This window comes from Rahnella sp. EDr1-12 (assembly GCF_049206505.1).
GTDB classification, from domain to species: Bacteria; Pseudomonadota; Gammaproteobacteria; order Enterobacterales; family Enterobacteriaceae; genus Rahnella; species Rahnella rivi.
In genome coordinates this window covers 1-23,524 of the sequence record NZ_JBLZNY010000004.1, presented here as the reverse complement: position 1 = coordinate 23,524, position 23,524 = coordinate 1, and the positions used below count along the sequence as shown (strand labels likewise).

25 protein-coding genes are annotated in these 23,524 nt (G+C 53.6%); 21 read left to right on the top strand and 4 right to left on the bottom strand.

The genetic code is table 11. The features are described from left to right. The first annotated feature begins 3 nt into the window (after positions 1 to 3). The 3 genes from glgC (at position 4) to glgP (ending at position 5,277) form a co-directional block, all read left to right on the top strand. Positions 4 to 1,281, top strand: a complete 1,278-nt coding sequence (gene glgC, locus ACO0U8_RS16835; RefSeq protein WP_122097320.1) for a glucose-1-phosphate adenylyltransferase — start codon at positions 4 to 6, stop codon at positions 1,279 to 1,281. 72 nt (positions 1,282 to 1,353) lie between these two features. After that, positions 1,354 to 2,790, top strand: a complete 1,437-nt coding sequence (gene glgA / locus ACO0U8_RS16830; protein ID WP_056775242.1) for a glycogen synthase GlgA — start codon at positions 1,354 to 1,356, stop codon at positions 2,788 to 2,790. A 39-nt stretch (positions 2,791 to 2,829) separates the two neighbouring features. Next, positions 2,830 to 5,277: a glycogen phosphorylase gene (gene glgP, locus ACO0U8_RS16825; protein WP_056775239.1), complete on the top strand. Its 2,448-nt coding sequence runs from the start codon at positions 2,830 to 2,832 to the stop codon at positions 5,275 to 5,277. A 75-nt stretch (positions 5,278 to 5,352) separates the two neighbouring features. On the opposite strand, the gene ACO0U8_RS16820 is transcribed toward glgP, so the two are convergent. Both ACO0U8_RS16820 and ACO0U8_RS16815 read right to left on the bottom strand, forming a co-directional pair. After that, positions 5,353 to 5,598, bottom strand: coding sequence for a YheU family protein (locus ACO0U8_RS16820; RefSeq protein ID WP_056775236.1), 246 nt, complete (start codon positions 5,596 to 5,598; stop codon positions 5,353 to 5,355). Then, positions 5,595 to 6,596, bottom strand: a complete 1,002-nt coding sequence (locus ACO0U8_RS16815; RefSeq protein ID WP_056775233.1) for a hydrolase — start codon at positions 6,594 to 6,596, stop codon at positions 5,595 to 5,597. Before ACO0U8_RS16815 ends, ACO0U8_RS16820 begins: the two co-directional genes overlap by 4 nt. A 111-nt stretch (positions 6,597 to 6,707) precedes the next feature. Between ACO0U8_RS16815 and ACO0U8_RS16810 the strand changes: the two genes are divergently transcribed. The 5 genes from ACO0U8_RS16810 (at position 6,708) to tauD (ending at position 10,938) form a co-directional block, all read left to right on the top strand. Further along, the gene (locus tag ACO0U8_RS16810; protein WP_056775230.1) at positions 6,708 to 7,310 is read left to right on the top strand and encodes a LysE family translocator; all 603 of its coding nucleotides are present in this window, start codon (positions 6,708 to 6,710) and stop codon (positions 7,308 to 7,310) included. A gap of 164 nt (positions 7,311 to 7,474) precedes the next feature. Beyond that, positions 7,475 to 8,485 (top strand): taurine ABC transporter substrate-binding protein, encoded by a 1,011-nt coding sequence (gene tauA, locus ACO0U8_RS16805; RefSeq protein WP_183849681.1) that lies wholly within the window; start codon positions 7,475 to 7,477, stop codon positions 8,483 to 8,485. Positions 8,486 to 8,495: 10 nt separating this feature from the next. Further along, complete coding sequence (tauB, locus tag ACO0U8_RS16800; RefSeq protein ID WP_421671289.1) at positions 8,496 to 9,263, top strand: taurine ABC transporter ATP-binding subunit; 768 nt, start codon at positions 8,496 to 8,498, stop codon at positions 9,261 to 9,263. Continuing rightward, the gene (gene tauC, locus ACO0U8_RS16795) at positions 9,260 to 10,093 is read left to right on the top strand and encodes a taurine ABC transporter permease TauC (protein WP_056775221.1); all 834 of its coding nucleotides are present in this window, start codon (positions 9,260 to 9,262) and stop codon (positions 10,091 to 10,093) included. Before tauB ends, tauC begins: the two co-directional genes overlap by 4 nt. Continuing rightward, positions 10,090 to 10,938 carry a taurine dioxygenase gene (tauD, locus tag ACO0U8_RS16790; protein ID WP_056775219.1) on the top strand — a complete coding sequence of 283 codons (849 nt, stop codon included), beginning with the start codon at positions 10,090 to 10,092 and terminating at the stop codon, positions 10,936 to 10,938. The genes tauC and tauD overlap by 4 nt, the downstream gene beginning before the upstream one ends. A 96-nt stretch (positions 10,939 to 11,034) precedes the next feature. On the opposite strand, the gene ACO0U8_RS16785 is transcribed toward tauD, so the two are convergent. Then, entirely contained in the window at positions 11,035 to 12,954 is a 1,920-nt protein-coding gene (locus ACO0U8_RS16785; protein ID WP_217202932.1) for an ABC transporter ATP-binding protein, read from the bottom strand. Positions 12,955 to 13,083: 129 nt separating this feature from the next. On the opposite strand from ACO0U8_RS16785, the gene kefG reads away from it, so the two are divergent. The 4 genes from kefG to slyD all read left to right on the top strand — a co-directional run bounded on the left by kefG (position 13,084) and on the right by slyD (position 16,535). Then, positions 13,084 to 13,638 carry a glutathione-regulated potassium-efflux system ancillary protein KefG gene (gene kefG, locus ACO0U8_RS16780; RefSeq protein WP_056775210.1) on the top strand — a complete coding sequence of 185 codons (555 nt, stop codon included), beginning with the start codon at positions 13,084 to 13,086 and terminating at the stop codon, positions 13,636 to 13,638. Next, positions 13,638 to 15,446, top strand: a complete 1,809-nt coding sequence (gene kefB, locus ACO0U8_RS16775) for a glutathione-regulated potassium-efflux system protein KefB (RefSeq protein WP_217202931.1) — start codon at positions 13,638 to 13,640, stop codon at positions 15,444 to 15,446. Before kefG ends, kefB begins: the two co-directional genes overlap by 1 nt. 79 nt (positions 15,447 to 15,525) lie before the next feature. Beyond that, positions 15,526 to 15,729 (top strand): YheV family putative zinc ribbon protein, encoded by a 204-nt coding sequence (locus tag ACO0U8_RS16770; protein ID WP_056775203.1) that lies wholly within the window; start codon positions 15,526 to 15,528, stop codon positions 15,727 to 15,729. Positions 15,730 to 15,929: 200 nt separating this feature from the next. Next, positions 15,930 to 16,535: a peptidylprolyl isomerase gene (gene slyD, locus ACO0U8_RS16765; RefSeq protein WP_056775200.1), complete on the top strand. Its 606-nt coding sequence runs from the start codon at positions 15,930 to 15,932 to the stop codon at positions 16,533 to 16,535. Positions 16,536 to 16,607: 72 nt separating this feature from the next. Here slyD and ACO0U8_RS16760 read toward each other — a convergent pair whose 3' ends face one another. Next, entirely contained in the window at positions 16,608 to 16,826 is a 219-nt protein-coding gene (locus ACO0U8_RS16760) for a protein SlyX (protein ID WP_056775197.1), read from the bottom strand. A gap of 292 nt (positions 16,827 to 17,118) precedes the next feature. On the opposite strand from ACO0U8_RS16760, the gene fkpA reads away from it, so the two are divergent. The 9 genes from fkpA to ACO0U8_RS16715 form a co-directional block, all read left to right on the top strand. Further along, the gene (gene fkpA, locus ACO0U8_RS16755) at positions 17,119 to 17,970 is read left to right on the top strand and encodes an FKBP-type peptidyl-prolyl cis-trans isomerase (protein WP_056775194.1); all 852 of its coding nucleotides are present in this window, start codon (positions 17,119 to 17,121) and stop codon (positions 17,968 to 17,970) included. Positions 17,971 to 18,234: 264 nt separating this feature from the next. Beyond that, positions 18,235 to 18,957 (top strand): helix-turn-helix transcriptional regulator, encoded by a 723-nt coding sequence (locus ACO0U8_RS16750; RefSeq protein WP_056775190.1) that lies wholly within the window; start codon positions 18,235 to 18,237, stop codon positions 18,955 to 18,957. Continuing rightward, positions 18,954 to 19,346 (top strand): sulfurtransferase complex subunit TusD, encoded by a 393-nt coding sequence (gene tusD, locus ACO0U8_RS16745; protein ID WP_082465728.1) that lies wholly within the window; start codon positions 18,954 to 18,956, stop codon positions 19,344 to 19,346. Before ACO0U8_RS16750 ends, tusD begins: the two co-directional genes overlap by 4 nt. A 22-nt stretch (positions 19,347 to 19,368) precedes the next feature. Then, positions 19,369 to 19,728 carry a sulfurtransferase complex subunit TusC gene (gene tusC, locus ACO0U8_RS16740; RefSeq protein WP_056775186.1) on the top strand — a complete coding sequence of 120 codons (360 nt, stop codon included), beginning with the start codon at positions 19,369 to 19,371 and terminating at the stop codon, positions 19,726 to 19,728. A 13-nt stretch (positions 19,729 to 19,741) separates the two neighbouring features. Then, on the top strand, positions 19,742 to 20,029 hold the full coding sequence (gene tusB, locus ACO0U8_RS16735) for a sulfurtransferase complex subunit TusB (RefSeq protein WP_056775182.1): 288 nt from the start codon (positions 19,742 to 19,744) through the stop codon (positions 20,027 to 20,029). A gap of 143 nt (positions 20,030 to 20,172) precedes the next feature. Continuing rightward, on the top strand, positions 20,173 to 20,547 hold the full coding sequence (gene rpsL / locus ACO0U8_RS16730) for a 30S ribosomal protein S12 (RefSeq protein ID WP_013573668.1): 375 nt from the start codon (positions 20,173 to 20,175) through the stop codon (positions 20,545 to 20,547). 96 nt (positions 20,548 to 20,643) lie between these two features. Further along, complete coding sequence (rpsG, locus tag ACO0U8_RS16725; protein ID WP_005969574.1) at positions 20,644 to 21,114, top strand: 30S ribosomal protein S7; 471 nt, start codon at positions 20,644 to 20,646, stop codon at positions 21,112 to 21,114. Positions 21,115 to 21,210: 96 nt separating this feature from the next. Further along, entirely contained in the window at positions 21,211 to 23,325 is a 2,115-nt protein-coding gene (gene fusA / locus ACO0U8_RS16720; RefSeq protein WP_056775179.1) for an elongation factor G, read from the top strand. Between the two features lie 71 nt (positions 23,326 to 23,396). Then, a partial coding sequence (locus ACO0U8_RS16715) for a GTP-binding protein (protein ID WP_421671396.1) occupies positions 23,397 to 23,524 on the top strand: 128 nt, incomplete at its 3' end.

The window sequence follows — 23,524 nt, the reverse complement described above, 5'->3', positions numbered from 1 at the left end:
GATATGGCGACATTAGATAACCGGGACCCGGTCATGCTGGCGCGACAACTGCCGCTGAAATCCGTGGCGTTGATTCTTGCCGGGGGACGTGGTTCACGACTGAAAGATTTGACGGCCACCAGGGCAAAGCCCGCCGTTCACTTCGGCGGTAAATTTCGCATCATCGATTTCGCTCTGTCGAATTGTCTCAACTCGGGCATCCGGCGTATCGGCGTGATCACGCAATATCAGTCGCATACGCTGGTGCAGCACATTCAGCGCGGCTGGTCATTTCTTAACGAAGAAATGAATGAGTTTGTGGATTTGCTTCCGGCGCAACAGCGTCACAGCACGGAACACTGGTACAAGGGCACCGCCGATGCCGTCTATCAGAACCTGGATATTATTCGCCGCTACAACGCCGAGTTTGTGGTGATCCTGGCGGGCGATCATATCTACAAGATGGACTACTCGCGCATGCTGATCGACCACGTGCAGAAGGGCGGTGAATGTACCGTCGCCTGCCTTGCGGTGCCGATTGCCGAGGGCAGTGAATTCGGTGTGATGGACGTCAGCGAAGACTATCAGATCAAAAGCTTTGTCGAGAAACCGCAAAATCCACCGCCGATGCCGGGGCACCCTGATATGGCGCTGGCGAGCATGGGCATCTACATTTTTAATGCGGACTATCTGTTTCGGATCCTCGAAGAAGATATGGCGGATGAAAGTTCCACCCATGACTTCGGCAAAGATCTGATCCCGAAACTGACGGCTCAGGGGGTGGCGCGTGCGCACCCGTTCAGCCTGTCGTGCGTTACGCAGAACGAAGAGTTGCCTCCGTACTGGCGCGATGTCGGCACGCTCGACGCTTACTGGCGCGCTAATCTGGATCTGGCGTCGGTGACGCCGGAACTGGATATGTACGATCGCGACTGGCCGATCCGCACCCATATGGAACCGCTGCCGCCGGCAAAATTTGTGCAGGACCGCTCGGGCAGTCACGGCATGACCATGAACTCGCTGGTGGCCGGGGGATGCATTGTGTCGGGCTCGGTGGTGGTGCATTCAGTGCTGTTCCCGCGTGTGAGGATCAATTCTTTCTGCAATATTGATTCAACGATTATTTTGCCGGATGTGAATGTGGGTCGTTCATGCCGTCTGCGCAAATGTGTGATTGACCGCGCCTGTCAGATCCCCGAAGGCATGGTCATTGGTGAAAACGCCGACGAAGACAGCCGCCGCTTTTACCGTTCCGAAGGCGGCGTTGTGCTGGTGACGCGCGCAATGTTGGCGAAACTATAAACAGACCTTAGAAAGCATGACTTTTCGTCATCCCGGTTATCGCCGGGATGACCGGGATAATCAGGAGCGCGAATGCAGGTTTTACATGTTTGTTCCGAGCTGTTCCCCCTGTTAAAAACGGGTGGCCTTGCAGACGTCGCCGGTGCACTGCCTGCCGCGCAGATTGCTGAGGGAGCGGATGTCCGCGTGCTCATTCCGGCGTTCCCCGATGTCAAAAAAGGCCTCGGAGAAACACGGGTAATCGGTACGCTGGATACTTTTGCCGGGTACGTCACCCTTTCGCTGGGTTATTTTGACGGCGTCGGTATTTATCTGATTGATGTGCCAGGTTTGTACGATCGTCCCGGCAGCCCGTATCACGATCAGTCTTCCTTTGCTTACGCCGATAATCATCTGCGCTTTGCATTGTTAAGCTGGATGGCGTGCGAACTGGCGTTGGGATTTGATCACCACTGGCAGCCAAATATTGTGCATTCCCATGACTGGCACGCCGGTCTGGCATCGGCGTATATCCGCGCCCGCCATGCGCCGGTGAAAACGGTCTTTACCGTGCATAATCTGGCGTTCCAGGGGCTGTTTGGCGCGCACCACGTGGATGAGTTATACATCCCGCGTGAATTTTTCCAGATGCACGGACTGGAGTTCTACGGTCAGATTTCCTATCTGAAAGCCGGTTTGTATTTCTCCGATCACGTGACCACCGTCAGCCCGACCTACGCCAAAGAAATCACCCGTCCGGAATTCGGCTACGGCATGGAATCTTTGTTGCAGCTGAGGGAAATGGAAGGGCGGCTGACCGGTATTCTTAACGGTGTCGATGAAGCGATCTGGCAGCCACGTGATGACGTGCTGCTGTCTGCGCGTTATGACGCCGATGATTTACGTTCCAAAGCCATTAACAAAGCCTATTTGCAACGGGCGATGGGGCTGGACGTTGACGACTCGCGGCTGGTGTTTGCAGTCGTCAGCCGCCTGACCAGCCAGAAAGGGCTGGATCTGGTGCTGGAAGCGTTGCCGGATTTACTCGAGCGTGGCGGTCAGCTGGCGCTGCTGGGAGCGGGTGATGCGGTGCTGCAACAGGCATTTCTGGCCGCCGCCGCTGACAATCCGGGGCAGGTCGGTGTGCAGCTCGGTTACCACGAAGCCTTTTCCCACCGCATTATCGGCGGGGCGGATGTCATTATGGTGCCGAGTCGCTTTGAGCCTTGCGGTCTGACGCAATTATATGGTTTGAAATACGGCACCCTGCCGCTGGTGCGTCGTACCGGCGGGTTAGCGGATACCGTGGTGGATTGTGCATTGGAAAATCTGGCTGACGGAACGGCCAGCGGTTTTGTGTTCGAAGAAGCCACGGGGAAATCGCTGGCAAGTGCGATCCGCCGGGCATTTGTTTTGTGGAGCCGTCCTAAACATTGGCGACACGTACAACAACACGCCATGGGTATTGATTTTGGCTGGAAGGTCGCAGCGCAGGAATATCTCACGCTGTATCACCGTCTTCTGTCCTGACCCCCTGAACGTAGCTAACTTGATCGGGAATGTAACGTTATGACTTCACCGTTTAATTACAACTCACCGACAGTCAGTGTCGAAGCGCTAAAGCATTCTATCGCCTATAAGCTGATGTTTATTATTGGCAAAGACCCGTCTATCGCGACGCAGCATGACTGGCTGAACGCCACCTTATTTGCGGTGCGTGACCGTATGGTTGAACGCTGGTTGCGCTCTAACCGGGCGCAAACCTCACAGGATGTCCGGCAGGTGTATTACCTGTCGATGGAGTTTTTGATTGGACGGACGCTCTCCAATGCGCTGCTGGCGATGGGTATTTACGACGATCTTAAAAGCGCGCTTGATGAAATGGGCTTTGATCTTGAAGAACTGATCGGCGAAGAGAATGACCCCGGATTAGGCAACGGCGGCCTGGGGCGTCTGGCCGCCTGTTTCCTGGATTCGCTGGCGACGCTGGCGCTGCCGGGGCGCGGATATGGCATTCGTTACGAATACGGCATGTTTGCGCAGAACATCGTTAACGGCGAGCAAAAAGAGTCACCGGATTACTGGCTGGAGTACGGGAATCCGTGGGAGTTTCAGCGTTACAACACCCGTTATAAAGTACGTTTCGGTGGCCGCGTTCAGCATGAAGGGGTGAAAACCCGCTGGCTGGAAACCGAAGAGGTCATCGCCTGCGCCTACGATCAGGTCATTCCCGGTTACGACACTGACGCCACCAACACGCTGCGGCTGTGGGGCGCGCAGGCCAGTAACGAGATCAATCTGGGTAAATTTAATCAGGGCGACTATTTCGCGGCGGTGGAAGATAAAAACCATTCCGAGAACGTATCGCGCGTGCTTTATCCGGATGATTCCACCTATTCGGGCCGCGAACTGCGTTTGCGTCAGGAGTATTTCCTGGTGTCGGCGACGGTGCAGGATATCCTCAACCGCCACTACACCACCCACCATACCTACGATAATCTGGCCGATAAAATTGCCATTCACCTCAACGACACGCACCCGGTGCTGTCTATCCCTGAGCTGATGCGGTTACTGATCGACGAACATAAATTTGAATGGCTGGTAGCGTGGGACACCGTTTCCCGCGTGTTCTCCTACACCAACCACACGCTGATGACCGAAGCGCTGGAAACCTGGTCGGTGGATATGATCGGTAAGATCCTGCCGCGCCATCTGGAAATCATTTTCCAGATTAACGATCACTTCCTTAAAGAAGTCGCGGCACAAATACCGGGCGACGACGGCCTGCTGTCACGCGTTTCTATTATTGATGAAGGTAATGGCCGCAAGGTGCGCATGGCGTGGCTGGCGGTGATCGCGAGTCATAAAGTCAACGGCGTCTCGGCGCTGCACTCCGATCTGATGGTGCAGTCGCTGTTCGCGGATTTCGCGCATATCTATCCTGATCGTTTCTGTAATAAAACCAACGGGGTGACGCCGCGTCGCTGGCTGGCGCTGGCCAATAAACCGCTCTCGGCGGTGATTGATGATGCGATAGGCCACACCTGGCGTTCCGACCTGAGTCAGCTTTCTGAGCTGAAACAGAATCTGGATTACCTGAGTTTCTTGCAGGCCATCCGTAAGGCCAAGCTGGATAACAAAAAACGGCTCGCGCTGTATATCGCGCAAAAACTGAATATCGTGGTGGATCCAAAAAGTCTGTTCGATGTGCAGATCAAACGTATTCATGAGTACAAACGCCAGCTGATGAACGTGCTGCACGTCATCACCCGTTATAACCGCATTCTGGAAGAGCCGGACGCCGAATGGGTGCCGCGTACGGTGATTTTTGCCGGTAAAGCGGCCTCGGCCTATTATGCGGCGAAACAGATCATCCGGCTGATCAACGACGTTGCGGCGGTGATCAATAACGATCCGCGTATCGGGAACAAGCTGAAGATCGTCTTTATCCCTAACTACAGCGTCAGTCTGGCGCAGATGATCATTCCGGCAGCCGATCTCTCCGAGCAGATCTCGCTGGCAGGCACCGAAGCTTCCGGTACCAGTAATATGAAATTTGCTCTCAACGGCGCGCTGACCATCGGCACGCTGGACGGCGCAAACGTCGAAATGCTCGAACACGTCGGCGAGGAGAATATCTTTATCTTCGGCAACACCACCGAGCAGGTCGAGACGTTACGCCGTCAGGGTTATAACCCGCACACGTATTTTGAGCAGGACGCGGAGCTGCATCAGGTGTTGACGCAAATCGCCACCGGCGTGTTCAGTCCTGGCGAGCCAAAGCGCTACACCAACCTGTTCGATACGCTGGTGAATCTCGGCGACCATTATCAGGTACTGGCGGATTACCGCAGTTATGTCGATATGCAGGATAAAGTCGATGAGCTGTATAAACTGCCGGAAGAGTGGACGCGCCGCACGCTGCACAACATCGCCAATATGGGCTATTTCTCGTCAGACCGTACCATTCAGGAGTACGCAGATGAGATCTGGAACATTAAGCCGGTGAAATTGTAGAGGGGCGTTGATTTAACGGTTAACCCCGGTCAGTGGCCGGGGTTAACAATAACCATGACGCGAACGTTTTTTTACTCACCAGTCCTGCGGTGTTTCTTCCTGCCCGGCGCGAAACTGGCCGCGCGGCATGATGTTGAGCGTTTCGTGCAGTTCGGACCATACCAGCACTATTTCGCCGCTTTTCAGCTGACGTTTCACGTCATCCACTTTTTGCTCGAGAGAGCGTTCCTGTTCGCCGTAGTCGGTACCTTCGCGCAAGACAAAAGATTCCACCACGCTGGTGAGGATTTCTGCGTCCAGTTCTTGCCAGGGAATAATCACAACGTTACATCCTTTGTTGGTTCTTCTTTCTCTAAATAGGGGGCGATCCACGCGGGAATGCGCTGCTCCAGCCACATCTGCGGATTGCGCAGACTGCCGGAAACAAACCCGACATGCCCGCCGTGTTCGGTCAGCTGATACTCCACGCAGGCCGGTAAATCCTCTGCTTTAGGGATCACCTCCGGCGTCATGAACGGATCGTCCTTGGCATGGATGATCAGCAGCGGCGTTCGTACCTGTAACAGTAACGGCAGGCCGCTGCACCGGCGGTAATAATCCAGCGCGTCGGCAAAACCGTGGGCTTTCGACGTGATCGCGTCATCGAATTCGCGCAGGCGTCGCATCGATTTCAGCTGTGTCAGGGTGACCGGCAGCGTTCCGGGGTATTTTGCCAGTTTGCGTGACGCATTCCCTTTAAGCTGACCGAGCAAATAGCGCTGATAAATCCGCGATGAACCGCGCTCCAGCCGGTACGCGCAAGGCTCAAGCATCAGCGGCGCCGACACCACCACGGCGGCGCTGAGGGTGCAGTTTTCGCCTTCCTGACCGAGATAACAGGCCAGCATATTGCCGCCAAGAGAAACGCCGACGGCGCCGGTGGGCATTTCACCGTAAGTTTCATTTAGCCAGTGAATGAAAAAGCGCGCGTCTTCGGTTTCACCCGAATGATAAATTCGCTGAAGTTTATTCGGCTCGCCGCTGCATCCGCGAAAATGCATCACCACACCCAGCCAGCCCCGGTCTTTCCACGCCTGTAATAAGCCGTGCGCATACGGGCTGTAGAAGCTGCCTTCCAGCCCGTGAAACAGCACCATACGCGGTTTGTGGCGCGCCAGTTGCGGATCTTCACTCCAGGCCAGATCCAGAAAATCGCCGTCGGGCGTGTCCAGTCTTTGCCAGCAGGGTTTAAGTTTTGCGTGCCGCCTGACCAGCCGCGGTAACAGCGTCTGGATATGCGGATTACTGGCCCCGCGCAAAGGGCGAAAGGATTCATACATAAGATGAATAATTTTCTCTCAACAGGCTCTTGTGCGATCAATATCACACTGATAGCTTCAATCTTATCGCACAACTGAATCGCACGACACCGGGTGAGGAGCACCCATTAAATGGAACTTAGTTTATTTTTATCCATGCTCGGTTTTTTATGGGTCGCGGCCATCACGCCGGGGCCGAATAATATGTTGTTAACCACCTCTGGCGCTAACTTCGGGTTCTTCCGCTCACTCTGGCTGATGGTCGGCATTATGCTCGGTATGCAAAGTATTTTGCTGCTGGTGGCATTTGGCGTCGGCGGATTGATCACGGTATATCCCGCGTTACATCTGTTCCTGAAGATCGCCGGTAGCCTGTATTTGCTGTGGCTGGCGTGGAAGATTGCCACTTCCGCGTATGAAAAACTGGAAACCGGCGCACCGCCGCCAAAGCCGATCCGCTTATATCAGGGCTGGTTGTTGCAATTCCTCAACCCTAAAGCGTGGCTGATGGGGCTGGGAGCGGTAGCGAGTTTCAGTCTGGCGGGCGCGGCTTACAATCACTCGATTGCCGGTATCAGCCTAGGAATGTTTTTGGTGAATCTGGTTTCAGGGGTGATCTGGCTGGGTTTCGGTACGGTGATTGGTCGCCTGCTGCGCAGTCGTCGCGCCTGGTACACCTTTAATATTGCGATGGGTATCCTGACCGCTGCCTGCGTGCTGTTAATCTGGCACTGATTTTTTTTCCTGCGTTTTCCAGGGCCTCCGCAACGAGGCCTTTTTGTTGGTGTTATATATTCCATAAAAGCATTAAAGATAATTTCTAATTACTTTATCTATTTTTACACCTCCGCTACAACTGACAAACACACACAATGACGCCCTGCGCGGAGCTGACCCCCATGACCGATCTCAATACGTTTCCCCTCTCTGCATTGAAAAAAAGTGGCCTGGCCCTCGCTCTGAGTATGGCGGCGTTCTGCGCGCAGGCGACGGATGTCACCGTGGCTTATCAGACGTCAGCGGAACCGGCTAAGGTCGCTCAGGCAGAAAATACGTTTGCCAAAGAATCCGGTGCCAAGGTGGACTGGCGCAAATTCGACAGCGGATCGAGCGTGCTGCGCGCGCTGGCCTCCGGTGACGTGCAGATCGGCAATATTGGATCCAGCCCGCTGGCCGTTGCCGCGAGCCAGAAGTTGCCGATCGAAGTGTTTTTGCTGGCGTCTGAACTCGGCAGTTCCGAGGCGCTGGTGGTGAAGAAAAGCATTAACGGTCCGAAAGATCTGATCGGTAAACGCATCGCCGTGCCGTTTATTTCCACCACTCACTACAGCCTGCTGGCCGCGCTGAAGCATTGGGGTATCGATCCGAAGCAGGTCACTATTGTGAATTTACAGCCACCGGCTATCGCAGCGGCGTGGGCGCGTGGCGACATTGACGGGGCTTATGTCTGGGCGCCGGCGGTGAACGAGCTTGAGAAAACCGGCAAAGTGCTGACTGATTCGGCACAAGTGGGTCAATGGGGCGCCCCCACGCTGGACGTGTGGGTCGTGCGTAAAGATTTCGCCAAAGCACATCCTGACGTCGTGACCGCCTTTGCCCGCAGCGCACTGAAAGCGCAGGGCGACTATTTGCAGCAACCTGAAAAGTGGTTACAGGATAAAAAGAATCTCGACACCTTATCGCGTCTGAGCGGCGTGCCGGATGAGCAGATCCCGGGTCTGGTGAAAGGCAACCGCTATCTGCCGGTCAGCGAGCAAATTACCCAGCTCGGTGAGCCGGTGAACAAAGCGATTAAAGATACGGCGGCCTTCCTCAAGGAGCAGGGCAAAATTCAGCAGACTGACGATGATTACAGCGACTACGTGACCAGCGAGTTTGTGAAAGCGGTGCAGTCCGGCCCGAAATCCTGAGGAGCAACCTATGTTAAATGTCTCGCATTTATCGGCTGAATATCAGGGAAAACCGGCACTCAAAGACATTTCACTGCAGATCGCCAGTGGCGAACTGGTGGTGGTGCTCGGGCCGTCCGGTTGCGGAAAAACCACGCTGCTCAATCTGATCGCCGGTTTCCAGTCTGCCTCTTCAGGGAGCATCACGCTGGACGGCAAGCCGGTGAACGGGCCGGGTGCCGACCGCGGCGTGGTATTTCAGCACGAAGGTTTGCTGCCGTGGCGGGACGTTCAAAGTAATGTCGAATTTGGTCTGGAACTGGCTGGCGTGAAGAAAACTCAGCGTCGGGACATCGCGCAGCGCATGTTAAGCAAAGTGGGGCTGGGCGGTTACGAAAAGCATTTTATCTGGCAGCTTTCCGGCGGGATGCGCCAGCGGGTGGGTATCGCCCGTGCGCTGGCGGCGGATCCACAACTGCTTTTGCTTGATGAACCTTTCGGCGCGCTGGATGCTTTTACCCGCGAACAGATGCAGGAATTACTGCTGACCATCTGGCGCGATACGGGCAAACAGATCCTGCTGATCACCCACGACATCGAAGAAGCCGTTTTCCTGGCCAGCGAGTTGTTGCTGTTGTCGCCGGGGCCGGGGCAGGTGGTTGAACGCCTGAAACTCAACTTCGGCCAGCGCTATGCCGGGGGTGAAAACTGCCGCGCAATCAAATCTGATCCTGCATTTATTGCTCAGCGTGAATACGTGCTGAGTAAAGTCTTTCAGCAGCGCGAGGTGCTGATATGAGCCTGGATTCCGCGTTGAAAACCGATTCACCGGTGGCCGTTTCGCGGCGGCGATTTCGCCTGCCGCGCAATGTGCGCCTGAGCATTGCCACGCTGCTGGTGTTGCTGCTGGTCTGGTGGGCGGTGACGGCGTTGCACCTCATCAGCCCGCTGTTTTTACCCGCGCCGCAGCAGGTTTTGCATCAGCTGTACGTGATCGGCAGTCCTCAGGGATTTATGGATGCCACGCTGTGGCAGCATCTGGCTGCGAGCCTGACGCGCATCGTTATCGCCCTGCTGGCTGCGGTGATCATTGGTGTGCCGGTCGGCATCGCCATGGGGCTCAATGACACCGTACGCGGCATTCTTGATCCGCTGATCGAACTGTATCGCCCGGTGCCGCCGCTGGCCTATTTGCCGCTGATGGTTATCTGGTTTGGGATCGGTGAAACCTCGAAAATTCTGCTGATCTATCTGGCCATTTTTGCGCCGGTGGCGCTCTCTGCACTGGCCGGTGTGCGCAGTGTGTCGCAGGTGCGGGTTCGCGCCGCTCAGGCACTCGGTGCCAGCAAAATTCAGGTTTTGCGTTACGTGATATTGCCGAGTGCGCTGCCGGAAATCCTGACGGGTATCCGCATCGGACTGGGCGTCGGCTGGTCAACGCTGGTCGCGGCAGAACTGATTGCCGCCACGCGTGGCCTCGGATTTATGGTGCAGTCGGCCGGTGAGTTTCTGGCGACCGATGTGGTGATTGCCGGTATCAGTGTCATCGCACTGATCGCTTTTAGTCTTGAACTCGGGTTGCGCGCTTTGCAACGCAGGCTGACCCCGTGGCATGGAGAACAACAATGAACGAACGTTTGGTGATCACGCCTTTAGGTCCGTATATCGGCGCGCAGGTTGAGAATGTCGTGCTGAGTAAACCGCTGTCAGACGCCCAGTTCGAGCAGCTTTATCACGCGCTGTTAAAGCATCAGGTGCTGTTCTTGCGTAATCAGCCGGTTACCCCGCTGGAGCAACGTGCGCTGGCCGCCCGTTTCGGTGATTTGCATATTCACCCGGTGTATCCGCACGCGCCGGACGTGGAAGAGATCATCGTGCTGGATACGCATGATGATAATCCGCCGGACAACGACAACTGGCATACCGACGTGACCTTCATCGACACACCGCCAGCCGGGGCGATTTTAGCCGCGAAAAGGTTGCCTTCTTCAGGCGGAGATACGCTGTGGGCCAGTGGTATTGCGGCCTATGAGGCGCTGTCTGAGCCATTCCGGCAGTTGCTGAGTGGTTTACAGGCTGAGCACGACTTTACCAAATCATTCCAGGAATTTAAGTACCGGAAAACCGCGGAAGAACACGCGCAATGGCTGAAAGCCAAGGAGAAAAATCCGCCGTTGTTGCATCCGGTGATCCGTTCACACCCGGTCAGCGGCAAAAAGGCGTTGTTCGTCAATGAAGGTTTTACGACGCGGATTATCGGCTTGAGTGAAAAAGAGAGCGCGGCTGTGTTGACGTTCCTGTTCAGCCATATCACTAAACCGGAATTTCAGGTGCGCTGGCGCTGGCAGGAAAATGATATCGCGATATGGGATAACCGCGTGACGCAGCACTATGCGAATGCCGATTATTTGCCGCAGCGGCGGATCATGCATCGCGCGACCATATTGGGCGATAAACCTTTTTACAAAGCGTGATACGAGGTTGTGCAGGGCGGTGACGGCATCGCTGCATCACGTTGGTCGCTCCTGCACAATCACGTTTTATCGGTGTGACCGCTTTTAACCGTCAGCTCAGCCTTCTACATCAAAGGCTTTTGATAACTCTTCCAGCTGTTCCTGGGCATCGAGCCAGGTCATTTCGGTTTCTTCCAGCGCGCCTTTCACTTTGGTCTGTTGTTGCAGACATTCGGTAAGATCGGCTTTACGGCTGATGTCGTACATCGCGGAATCGGCCAGACGTTCTTCAATCGCCGCCAGTTCAGTGCTCAGTTTTTCCATCTGCGTTTCGAGTTTGGTGATTTGCTTACGCAGCGGCTGGGTCTGGTTGCGGAAATCGGCTTCGCGACGCTTCTGGTCTTTGCGTGATTGCGCACTGTTTACGCCACCGTCTTTCGAGGGTGCATCCAGCTGATTTTCCTGACGCTGAATATCCACCAGCCACTGCTGATAATCTTCCAGATCGCCGTCGAACTGTTCGACTTTACCGCCGTGAACCAGATACAAATCATCCGTGGTGGAACGCAGTAAGTGACGGTCATGCGACACCACCACCATCGCGCCTTCAAAGTCCATCAGCGCTTCGGTCAGCGCCTGACGCATATCCAGATCGAGGTGGTTGGTCGGTTCATCGAGCAGCAGCAGGTTCGGACGCTGCCAGACGATCAGGGCCAGCACCAGACGGGCTTTTTCGCCGCCGGAGAAACGCCCGGTCGGATCCGTCACTTTGTCGCCGTGGAAGCCGAAACCACCGAGATAATCCCGCAGTTGCTGCTCGGTTTCTTTCGCTGCCAGGCGCACCAGGTGTTGCAGTGGCGAATCATCGGCGCGCAGGAACTCGAGCTGATGCTGCGCGAAGTAACCGAGTTTGACGCCTTTAGACAGCCCGATATCACCCTGAAGCGGTGCCATGGTGCCCGCCAGCAGTTTGATCAGCGTGGATTTACCGGCACCGTTACGGCCCAGCAGGCCGATGCGCGACCCCGGCACCAGATTCAGCTTGATCGAATCCAGAATGGTGGTGTCGCCATAACCGGCGCTGACTTTTTCCATCCGCAGCAACGGATCGGGTAAGCTTTCCGGCGAACGGAAGCTAAAATGAAAAGGATTGTCGACGTGTGCCGGGGCAATCAGCTCCATGCGTTCGAGCATTTTGATACGGCTCTGCGCCTGTTTGGCTTTGGTCGCCTGGGCGCGGAAACGATCGATATAACTTTGCAGATGCGCCACTTTTTCCTGCTGACTTTCAAACAATGCCTGCTGTTGCGACAGTTTGGTCGCACGCTGACGTTCGAAAGACGAGTAGTTGCCGGTGTATTCGTTCAGCGTTTGCTGCTCGATATGCAGAATTTTATCGACAATCGGATCCAGGAAATCGCGGTCATGGGAAATCAGCACCAGCGTGCCGGTGTAGCTTTTCAGCCACTTTTCCAGCCAGATCACCGCATCTAAATCCAGGTGGTTGGTCGGTTCGTCGAGCAGCAGTAAATCAGAGCGGCAAATCAGCGCCTGCGCCAGGTTAAGGCGCATACGCCAGCCACCGGAGAAGGATTTGACCGGCTGCTGAAGCTGATTCTGGCTAAAGCCTAAACCGCTGAGCAGGCTGGCCGCACGCGCCGGAATGGTCCAGGCGTTGATCGCATCCAGCTTGCCGTGCAGCGTGGCAATGGCATGGCCATCGTCACGTTCATTGGCCTGCTGTAATTCGGATTCTAACTGACGAAATTCGCGATCGCCGTCGATAACATACTCTATCGCAGGCTCGTCCAGAGCGGGTGTTTCCTGATTTACCCAGGCCAGCGCCCAGCTGGACGGAAATGTCAGGTTGCCTGCATCGGCGCTCATCTCACCTTTTAGCAGTGAAATAAGGGTGGATTTACCGCAGCCATTTTTGCCCACCAGCCCGACTTTTTGGCCAGGATTGATGGTCGCAGACGCGTTGTCCAGCAGCACATTAGTGCCGCGTCGGATTTGTAAGGAGGAGAAAACAATCATAAAGCGCCGTGTTGAGAGTATGTTAAATTGTCATGAAAATGATTTAAACAAGACGTATCGCGTCCCATTTTGTCTTTGCGAAGCATGGTAACGGAAAAACCGCACCCTGACGACGCTTTGGAGGTATTGATGTCGCAGCCACCAAAGGTTTTGCTGCTGTACGCCCACCCGGAATCACCCGATTCGGTCGCCAATCGCGTTTTATTACAACAAGCGCAGCAACTTGAACATGTCACCGTGCACGATTTGTACGCCCACTATCCCGACTTCTTTATTGATATCCACCGCGAACAGCAACTGCTGCGCGAGCATAAAGTGATCGTCTTCCAGCATCCTCTTTATACCTACAGCTGCCCGGCGTTGCTGAAGGAATGGATGGATCGCGTACTGGCGAGAGGCTTTGCCAGCGGAGCAGGGGGCAATGAACTGCGGGGAAAATACTGGCGTTCGGTGGTCACCACCGGCGAACCCGAAGGGGCGTATAAAGCGGGCGGGTATAACCGCTATCCGATGTCCGACATTATGCGGCCATTTGAGCTGACCTCGGCGATGTGTCATATGCACTGGATGACGCCCGTCATCATTTACTGGGCGCGTCGTCAGAAACCTGATGTGCTGCAAAGCCATGCTGAAGCTTACGGCGAATGGCTTAAATCTCCGCTGCCGCAGGGAGGGATCGCCTGATGGATGGTTCAAATCTGCCCGCCGCGATCCTGCTGTTTCTGTTCGCCGCCGTCGTGGCCGTTCCCGTTGCGCAGCGTTTAGGTATTGGCGCGGTGCTCGGCTATTTGCTGGCCGGGATCGCCATCGGCCCTTGGGGGCTGGGCTTTATTCGCGACGTCGACGAAATTCTGCACTTCTCTGAACTCGGCGTGGTCTTTCTGATGTTTATCATCGGGCTGGAGCTGAACCCTGGAAAGCTGTGGGCATTGCGGCGGCAAATATTTGGCGTCGGTGCTGGGCAGGTGATCCTCACTGCGCTGGTGCTCGGCGGCCTGCTATATCTGACGAAGTTCTCCTGGCAGGCGGCGGTGATCGGCGGTATCGGGCTGGCGATGTCATCAACGGCCATGGCGTTGCAGCTGATGCGCGATAAAGGCATGACCCGTAACGAAGGCGGCCAGCTGGGTTTTGCCGTGCTGCTGTTTCAGGACATCGCGGTAATCCCGGCACTGGCGCTGATCCCGATTCTGGCGGGAGGGTCCGAGGGCAGCAATAACTGGGAAATGATCGGTATTAAAGTGCTGGCGTTTGGCGGCATGCTGATTGGTGGCCGCTATTTGCTGCGGCCCATCTTCCGGCTGATCGTTGCCTCCGGCGTGCGCGAGGTGTTTACCGCCGCCGCGTTGCTGGTGGTGCTGGGTTCGGCGTTGTTTATGGATACGCTGGGCTTTTCGATGGCGCTCGGGACATTTATCGCCGGGATTTTACTGGCAGAAAGTGAATATCAGCACGAACTGGAAATCGCTATCGAGCCATTTAAGGGTTTACTGCTCGGGCTGTTCTTTATTTCTGTTGGCATGGCGTTGAATCTGGGGGTGCTGTACACCCATATTCTGCTGGTGCTGGCCGGTGTGATTATTCTGGTGACGGTCAAAGGTGCGGTACTCTACGGGCTTTCCCGAGTGTTTGGGTTACGCACTTCAGTCCGGCTGCAATTCTCCGCTGTGCTCAGCCAGGGAGGCGAGTTTGCTTTCGTGCTGTTTTCGGCCGCCGGCGCGCAGAAAGTCATTTCTTCTTCCCAGCTTTCATTGCTGCTGGTGGTGGTGACGTTATCGATGATGACTACACCTTTGCTGATGCAGTGGGTGGACCGGATCCTGGTGCGTCGCTATAACGACGGTGAAGAGAGCGACGAAAAGCACTTTGTGCAGGACGATGAGCCGCAGGTAATTATCGTCGGATTCGGACGTTTCGGGCAGGTGATCGGGCGTTTGCTGATGGCGAATAAGATGCGCATCACCGTACTGGAGCGTGATATCAGTGCGGTCGGGCTGATGCGCACCTATGGGTATAAAGTCTATTACGGCGATGCGACCGAACTTGAGTTGCTGAGGGCATCCGGCGCGGAGAAAGCGAAATCGATCGTCATTACCTGTGATGAGCCGGAAGACACAATGACCATCGTGCATTTGTGTCAGCAACACTTTCCTCATCTGAATATTCTGGCGCGCGCCCGGGGCCGTGTAGAAGCCCATGAGCTGTTGCAGGCGGGCGTAGCGAACTTCTCCCGCGAGACGTTCTCCAGTGCGCTGGAACTGGGCAAGAAGGCGCTGGTGACGCTGGGTATGCATCCGCACAGTGCGTATCGTGCTCAGCAGCACTTTCGCCGTCTCGATATGCGTATGCTGCGTGAGCTGGTGCCACAAAACCGCGGTGATGTGGCGCAAATTTCCCGCGTGAAAGAGGCGCGGCGCGAACTGGAAGATATCTTCCAGAGCGAAATGCATAACGAACGCCGGCAGCTTGATGGCTGGGACGATGATGAATAGTCCGGCAGATTAAAAATAATGCCGCCTTTTGAGCGAAAACTGACCAGACGCAATGTCGTTAATTTCAGGAGAAGTAACAATGGCTACTACCCGTAAACGTTTTATCGCCGGCGCGGTGTGTCCGAAATGTAAGGCGCTGGATACGCTGGCGTTATGGACGGAAGATCAGGTTGAAGTGGTGGAATGCATGACGTGCGGCCACCATCAGCGCCAGACGGATGCGCAGGTCAGTAAGAAGCTGCGTCCGGAAGAGCAGGTGATCGGTATTTTCGATCCAAAGTAGCGTTAATAGCCGCGTTTTTTTATGCTGTAGGGTACAGCGGCGCGGATTTCCGCTACACTCTTCGCCAAATTTATCCGGTATCGCTTTTCAGGATGATCTCATCGAAAAGTAACCGTCACTGAATTAGTCTTAACTGACGTTGCGTACGTTGTTAAGACGTCCGCATACAACAAATTAAGTTTCCAACGGTAGGAGTTATCATGAAAGTATCTAAAGACCTGGTCATCAGCGTGGCATATCAGGTACGTACAGAAGACGGTGTGTTGGTTGATGAATCTCCGGTGAGCGCACCGTTGGATTATCTGCACGGCCATGGCTCCCTGATCTCCGGTCTGGAAACGGCGCTGGAAGGCCATGCCATCGGTGACGTATTCGACGTGCACGTTGGCGCGAATGACGCTTACGGCAACTACGATGAAAATCTGGTTCAGCGCGTTCCTAAAGACGTGTTCATGGGTGTTGAAGAGCTGGAAGTGGGTATGCGTTTCCTGGCTGACACCGATCAGGGCCCGGTTCCTGTCGAAATCACTGAAGTTGACGGCGACCACGTTGTTGTCGATGGTAACCACATGCTGGCGGGTCAGGATCTGAACTTCCACGTTGAAGTGGTTGCTATCCGTGAAGCGACTGAAGAAGAACTGGCGCATGGTCACGTTCATGGCGAACACGGCCACGACCATGGTCACGATCACGAACATGGTGACGGTTGCTGCGGTGGCCACGGTCACAGCCATGATCACGATCACGGCCATGATGAAGCGAAGAAAGGCGGTTGCGGCGGCAACGGCGGCTGCGGTTGTCATTGATCGCACGCCCGCTGTCGCGGTAAATAAGAAAGGCGCCTGATGGGCGCCTTTTTACTGGGTCAGGGAACGTTATCAATAATGTGGCGGCGGAGTTTCTTCCGACTGATCGGCAATCATTGACGGCTGGCTGGCGCGCAGTTTGTCCGTCAGCAGACGCAGATGATCATGTAAACGGCTCATCTCCAGCTGGTGTTGCGTCACGATCATATTCAGCTCTTCGATGGTGACTTCCTGAAAAGCCAGTTTGTTTTCCAGCATTTCCAGACGCTGTTCAACGGTATTTGAGTTCATCATTGTTACCTCATCGTGTGGCTCAAGTTGATCAGATTGAGCACTGACCGGAACCTCATCCTGCAATTAGGTGGCCGATTCTACCTGCAAATACGGCGAATTACCTGACAACTGTGGCGCTCAACCTTCGTTTTTCAACGGTTTCGCGAAACTAATTGATGCGTAAAAGGTCTGAAATAGACGCTAATGGCGTGTATAGAGATTGTTTTGTCGTGAGACGGACAGTTATAGTAACCGCCGAACTTTCGTAATGATTACCAGAGGTCATAAACTTCTGGTCCTGGAGAAATGGATGAAATCACTGTTTAAAGTCACCCTGCTGGCAACGACCATGGCAATCGCCCTGAACGCGACTCAGGTTATGGCTGCTGAAACTGCACCGGCCGCAGCGGCAACACCTGCTGCCACCGCGCCAGCTGCTGCACCTGCAGCAGAAGCCTCTAAGTTTAAAAGTGATGATGAGCAGGCGGCTTACGCGCTGGGCGCTTCACTGGGTCGCTACATGGACAACTCGCTGAAAGAACAAGAAAAACTGGGCATCAAACTGGATAAAGACCAGTTGATCGCCGGTGTTCAGGATGCGTTTGCGAACAAGAGCAAATTGTCAGATCAGGAAATCGAGAAAACCCTGCAAACCTTCGAAGGCCGTGTGAAAGCTTCTGCACAAGCTAAGATGGAACAGGATGCTAAAGCGAATTCCGACAAAGGTGACAAATTCCGTGCTGATTTCGCTAAAGAAAAAGGCGTGAAGAAGACGGAATCTGGCCTGATGTATCAGGTAGAAAAACCAGGTACTGGCGCGGCACCTAAAGACAGCGACACCGTTGTCGTGAACTACAAAGGTACCCTGACCGACGGTACAGAGTTTGATAACTCTTATACCCGCGGCGAGCCACTGTCTTTCCGTCTTGATGGCGTGATCCCAGGCTGGACCGAAGGCCTGAAACACATCAAGAAAGGCGGCAAAATCAAGCTGGTCATTCCACCGGAACTGGCCTACGGCAAAACCGGCGTTCCGGGGATCCCAGCGAATTCTACTCTGGTGTTCGACGTTGAACTGCTGGACGTGAAGGCTGCACCGAAAGCAGATCCTAAAGCAGCTGAAAAACCAGCTGAAGCTGAAGCAGCGCCAAAAGCAAACTAAGCGAAAGCACAGTTGCTACAACGAACCGTCGCATAATGCGGCGGTTTTTTTTCGCGGGTAACTTTTATCGCAACCAATCCCTCTTTTTACTGCGGTTACTCTATGATGATTACTTGACGCTTCTGTCCGTCGGGCATAACGTCACAGATCCGTAAACTCGCCAGACCGTTTTTTCTGTAGTTTTGGTACAGTAACGAACCTGGAATGATGAATAATGCGCCCTGGCTCCCATGAGAAGGCGCGATGTAGAGGGTGGTAGCTTCAATGTCTAATTCGCTTATAACTGGCGAAACCGGCGAACTGGATTTGCTGGACCAACGTCCTTTTAGCCAGGTCGATCACGAAATTTTGTCTTCCTACGAGGCCGTCGTGGACGGACTGGCGATGCTTATTGGTGAGCATTGCGAAATTGTTCTTCACTCGCTGGAAGATCTGAAATGTTCCGCCGTGCGAATTGCCAACGGTGAACACACAGGCCGTAAGATTGGTTCGCCTATTACGGATCTGGCGCTGCGCATGTTGCATGACATGACCGGGGCGGACAGCAATGTCTCCAAAGCCTATTTCACCCGCGCAAAAAGCGGTGTGTTGATGAAGTCAGTCACTATCGCCATTCGCAATCGCGAACAGCGCGTGGTGGGGCTGTTGTGTATCAACATGAATCTTGACGTACCTTTCTCGCAAATCATTCAAACCTTTATGCCGCCTGAAACGCAGGAAGTGGCACCTTCGGTTAACTTCGCGTCATCTGTTGACGATCTGGTCGCACAAACGCTCGAATTCACGATTGAAGAAGTGAACGCTGACCGTAATGTGTCTAACAATGCGAAGAACCGTCAGGTGGTTCTGAATCTTTATGAAAAAGGTATTTTTGATATTAAAGATGCTATCAATCAGGTCGCTGACCGGCTGAATATTTCCAAACACACGGTCTACCTGTATATCCGCCAGTTTAAAAGCGGTGACCTGGTGGGGAATGAGCGTTGAAACTGCGTTATTGCCTCCTGGTGACCGGCCCGGCTTATGGAACGCAACAAGCCAGCGCCGCTTATCAGTTTGCGCTGGCTTTGATCGCCAGCGGTCATCAACTCGACAGCGTGTTTTTCTATCGGGATGGGGTGTTGAACGGCAATTTGCTTTCTGCCCCGGCCTCCGATGAATTCGATTTGGTTCGTTCATGGCAAAGAATGGCGGCCGATCATCAGGTAGCGCTCAATGTGTGCATTGCTGCGGCATTGCGCCGGGGAGTGATCGATGAAACGGAAGCGCATAATCAGGGGCATGGTCAGACCAACCTGCAACCCGGCTTCAACCTCACCGGATTGGGCAGTCTCGCAGAAGCGTCACTGACCTGCGATCGTATGGTGCAATTCTGATGTGTCTGAGCGGAAAACAACGATGAAGAAGGTGGCGTTTATTTTCACGCAGGGACCTCACGGTACATCTGCCGGTCGTGAAGGTCTTGATGCATTGCTGGCAACCTCTGCCCTGACCGAAGACATTGGCGTCTTTTTCATGGCGGATGGGGTGTTTCAGCTGATCCCAGGCCAGCAGCCCGAAAAAATATTAGCGCGCAATTATATCGCGACATTTGGCGTGTTATCGCTTTACGACGTCGATCAGTGCTATGTCTGTTCGGCATCTTTAAAGGCAAGAGGATTGTCTGTTACGCAGGATTGGGTGCTGGATGTTGCGCCGCTGTCTGTCGCCGAAATCCGTCGCCAACTGGCTGAATATGATGTGGTGCTGACTTTCTGAATCAGGAATTCCGATGCTTTTTACTCTTGCCCGTTCCCCGCAACACTGTGATTTCCCGCTGCTTGTTAAACTGGTGACTCAGGATGATGCCCTGCTGTTGATGCAAGATGGTGTGCTGGCTTCCCTCGAAGGCAGTGAGGCGTGCGAGCTGCTTTTTCAGCATGTACAAAGTGTCTATGTGCTAAGCGAGGATTTGGCCGCCAGAGGATTGGTTGGTCAAATATCACACAATATTACCCTGATCGACTATACTGGTTTCGTCGCGCTGACGGAGAAACATGCCCAGCAAACCGCTTGGTGAATCTATGATGTGCTGTATATTTCTTGACACCCTCCAAGGTCAGCTCTAAAATTCTGCGTCCCCATATTAGCTAATGCTTTTTATGGGGCGATTTATCACGCGTTTACAAAGTAGTTTATGAACCAAAATCCAGGAGCTTTTTAATGGCAACAATTAATCAGCTGGTACGCAAACCACGCTCTACGAAGGTTGCTAAAAGCAACGTTCCAGCGCTGGAAGCTTGCCCGCAGAAACGTGGCGTATGTACCCGTGTATATACCACCACTCCTAAAAAACCAAACTCCGCATTGCGTAAAGTATGCCGTGTGCGTTTGACTAACGGTTTTGAAGTTACCTCCTACATCGGCGGTGAAGGTCATAACCTTCAGGAACACTCCGTGATCCTGATCCGTGGCGGTCGTGTAAAAGACTTGCCAGGTGTGCGTTATCACACCGTCCGCGGCGCGCTGGACTGTTCAGGCGTTAAGGATCGTAAGCAATCTCGTTCTAAATACGGCGTTAAAAAGCCGAAGTCTTAATGGTTCTCCGTTAAGTAAGGCCAAACATTTTCACATTACTGTCAAAATAAACTCTTAGAGTTTTGGACAATCCTGAATTAACAACGGAGTATTTCCATGCCACGTCGTCGCGTCATTGGTCAACGTAAAATCCTGCCAGATCCTAAGTTCGGATCCGAACTGCTGGCAAAATTCGTCAACATTCTGATGGTAGATGGTAAAAAATCTACTGCAGAAGCAATCGTCTACACTGCTCTTGAGACCCTGGCTCAACGTAGCGGTAAAGGCCACCTGGAAGCTTTCGAAGTCGCACTGGACAACGTTCGTCCGACTGTCGAAGTTAAGTCCCGCCGTGTAGGTGGTTCTACTTATCAGGTTCCAGTAGAAGTCCGTCCGGTTCGTCGTAATGCTCTGGCAATGCGTTGGATCGTTGAAGCTGCTCGTAAACGCGGTGATAAATCCATGGCTCTCCGCCTGGCGAACGAACTTTCTGATGCTGCAGAGAACAAAGGTACTGCAGTTAAGAAACGTGAAGACGTTCACCGTATGGCTGAAGCCAACAAGGCGTTCGCCCACTACCGCTGGTAATCACTTCGCTGTAGTTATGCTAACCAAGCGGGCGCTTCAAGAAGCCAACCCGCTTGGCTTAACCGAACTTGAACGTCCTAGTTATAGAGGAATCAAATGGCTCGTAAAACACCCATTGAGCGCTACCGTAACATTGGTATCAGTGCTCACATCGACGCCGGTAAGACAACTACTACCGAACGTGTTCTGTTCTACACCGGTGTAAACCACAAAATCGGTGAAGTTCATGACGGCGCAGCCACCATGGACTGGATGGAGCAGGAGCAGGAACGTGGTATTACCATCACGTCCGCTGCGACAACCTGTTTCTGGTCTGGTATGGCTAAGCAGTTTGAACCACACCACATCAACATCATTGACACCCCAGGACACGTTGACTTCACCATCGAAGTTGAACGTTCCATGCGTGTTCTTGATGGCGCGGTAATGGTTTACTGTGCAGTTGGTGGTGTTCAGCCACAGTCTGAGACCGTATGGCGTCAGGCAAACAAATATAAAGTTCCACGTATCGCGTTCGTTAACAAAATGGACCGTATGGGTGCTAACTTCCTGAAAGTTGTTGACCAGATTGAAAAACGTCTGGGCGCAACTCCGGTGCCTCTGCAACTGGCAATCGGCGCGGAAGAGAAATTCACCGGTGTTGTTGACCTGGTGAAAATGAAAGCTATCAACTGGAACGAAGCGGATCAGGGCGTGACCTTCGAATACGAAGAGATCCCAGCTGATATGCAAGAACTGGCTGAAGAATGGCGTCAGAAACTGGTTGAGTCCGCTGCTGAAGGTTCTGATGAGCTGATGGAGAAATTCTTTGGTGGCGAAGAGCTGACTGAAGAAGAGATCAAAGCTTCTCTGCGTAAGCGCGTTCTGAACAACGAAGTTATCCTGGTTACCTGTGGTTCTGCGTTTAAAAACAAAGGCGTACAGGCAATGCTGGATGCTGTTGTTGAATATCTGCCAGCACCAACTGACGTTGAAGCTATCAACGGTATGTTGGATGACGGTAAAGATACTCCGGCAGTTCGCCATTCTGACGATGCTGAGCCGTTCTCTGCTCTGGCGTTCAAAATTGCTACTGACCCATTCGTGGGTAACTTGACGTTCTTCCGTGTTTATTCCGGTCTCGTCAACTCTGGTGACACTGTATTTAACCCAGTGAAATCACAGCGTGAACGTCTGGGTCGTATCGTTCAGATGCACGCTAACAAGCGTGAAGAAATCAAAGAAGTTCGTGCGGGCGATATCGCTGCAGCGATCGGTCTGAAAGACGTGACTACTGGTGATACCTTGTGTGATCCGGATAACGTGATCATTCTGGAGCGCATGGAATTCCCTGAGCCGGTAATCTCCGTTGCGGTAGAACCAAAAACCAAAGCTGACCAGGAAAAAATGGGTCTGGCTCTGGGCCGTCTGGCGAAAGAAGACCCATCATTCCGCGTATGGACTGACGAAGAATCTGGTCAGACTATCATCGCAGGTATGGGTGAACTTCACCTGGATATCCTGGTTGACCGTATGCGTCGTGAGTTTAACGTTGAAGCGAACGTAGGTAAGCCGCAGGTTGCTTACCGTGAAGCGATTCGCTCCAAAGTGACTGACGTTGAAGGTAAACACGCCAAGCAGTCTGGTGGTCGTGGTCAGTACGGTCACGTTGTGATCGATATGTATCCGTTGGAGCCAGGCTCGAATCCGAAAGGCTACGAGTTTGTCAACGAAATCAAGGGTGGTGTAATTCCTGGCGAATACATCTCTGCGATTGACAAAGGCATCCAGGAACAGCTGAAATCAGGTCCTCTGGCGGGTTACCCAGTAGTAGATCTCGGTGTGCGTCTGCACTTCGGTTCTTACCACGACGTTGACTCCTCTGAGCTGGCGTTTAAACTGGCCGCTTCTATTGCCTTCAAAGATGGCTTTAAGAAAGCGAAACCAGTTCTGCTTGAGCCGATCATGAAGGTTGAAGTAGAAACTCCAGAAGAGAACACTGGTGACGTCATCGGTGACCTTAGCCGTCGTCGTGGTATGCTGAAAGGCCAAGATTCTAACGCTACTGGCGTTGTGATTCATGCCGAAGTTCCGCTTTCCGAAATGTTCGGTTATGCAACTCAGCTGCGTTCACTGACTAAAGGCCGTGCATCTTACTCCATGGAATTCCTGAAGTATGATGATGCGCCGAATAACGTGGCCCTGGCCGTTATTGAAGCTCGTGGCAAATAAGCCACAGTTTTAAACACAATGATCCCGTGCTCTCTCTATGAAGGGAGAGCACAAGAGTAAGGAATATAGCCGTGTCTAAAGAAAAATTTGAACGTAACAAACCGCACGTTAACGTTGGTACTATCGGCCACGTCGACCACGGTAAAACTACCCTGACTGCAGCAATCACCACCGTTCTGGCTAAAACCTACGGCGGTTC

Coding starts and splice junctions, on each gene's coding strand:
- glgC (WP_122097320.1), top strand. CDS start 4: ATGGCGACATTAGATAACCGGGACCCGGTCATGCTGGCGCGACAACTG.
- glgA (WP_056775242.1), top strand. CDS start 1,354: ATGCAGGTTTTACATGTTTGTTCCGAGCTGTTCCCCCTGTTAAAAACG.
- glgP (WP_056775239.1), top strand. CDS start 2,830: ATGACTTCACCGTTTAATTACAACTCACCGACAGTCAGTGTCGAAGCG.
- ACO0U8_RS16815 (WP_056775233.1), bottom strand. CDS start 6,596: ATGTATGAATCCTTTCGCCCTTTGCGCGGGGCCAGTAATCCGCATATC.
- ACO0U8_RS16810 (WP_056775230.1), top strand. CDS start 6,708: ATGGAACTTAGTTTATTTTTATCCATGCTCGGTTTTTTATGGGTCGCG.
- tauA (WP_183849681.1), top strand. CDS start 7,475: ATGACCGATCTCAATACGTTTCCCCTCTCTGCATTGAAAAAAAGTGGC.
- tauB (WP_421671289.1), top strand. CDS start 8,496: ATGTTAAATGTCTCGCATTTATCGGCTGAATATCAGGGAAAACCGGCA.
- tauC (WP_056775221.1), top strand. CDS start 9,260: ATGAGCCTGGATTCCGCGTTGAAAACCGATTCACCGGTGGCCGTTTCG.
- tauD (WP_056775219.1), top strand. CDS start 10,090: ATGAACGAACGTTTGGTGATCACGCCTTTAGGTCCGTATATCGGCGCG.
- ACO0U8_RS16785 (WP_217202932.1), bottom strand. CDS start 12,954: ATGATTGTTTTCTCCTCCTTACAAATCCGACGCGGCACTAATGTGCTG.
- kefG (WP_056775210.1), top strand. CDS start 13,084: ATGTCGCAGCCACCAAAGGTTTTGCTGCTGTACGCCCACCCGGAATCA.
- kefB (WP_217202931.1), top strand. CDS start 13,638: ATGGATGGTTCAAATCTGCCCGCCGCGATCCTGCTGTTTCTGTTCGCC.
- ACO0U8_RS16770 (WP_056775203.1), top strand. CDS start 15,526: ATGGCTACTACCCGTAAACGTTTTATCGCCGGCGCGGTGTGTCCGAAA.
- slyD (WP_056775200.1), top strand. CDS start 15,930: ATGAAAGTATCTAAAGACCTGGTCATCAGCGTGGCATATCAGGTACGT.
- ACO0U8_RS16760 (WP_056775197.1), bottom strand. CDS start 16,826: ATGAACTCAAATACCGTTGAACAGCGTCTGGAAATGCTGGAAAACAAA.
- fkpA (WP_056775194.1), top strand. CDS start 17,119: ATGAAATCACTGTTTAAAGTCACCCTGCTGGCAACGACCATGGCAATC.
- ACO0U8_RS16750 (WP_056775190.1), top strand. CDS start 18,235: ATGTCTAATTCGCTTATAACTGGCGAAACCGGCGAACTGGATTTGCTG.
- tusC (WP_056775186.1), top strand. CDS start 19,369: ATGAAGAAGGTGGCGTTTATTTTCACGCAGGGACCTCACGGTACATCT.
- tusB (WP_056775182.1), top strand. CDS start 19,742: ATGCTTTTTACTCTTGCCCGTTCCCCGCAACACTGTGATTTCCCGCTG.
- rpsL (WP_013573668.1), top strand. CDS start 20,173: ATGGCAACAATTAATCAGCTGGTACGCAAACCACGCTCTACGAAGGTT.
- rpsG (WP_005969574.1), top strand. CDS start 20,644: ATGCCACGTCGTCGCGTCATTGGTCAACGTAAAATCCTGCCAGATCCT.
- fusA (WP_056775179.1), top strand. CDS start 21,211: ATGGCTCGTAAAACACCCATTGAGCGCTACCGTAACATTGGTATCAGT.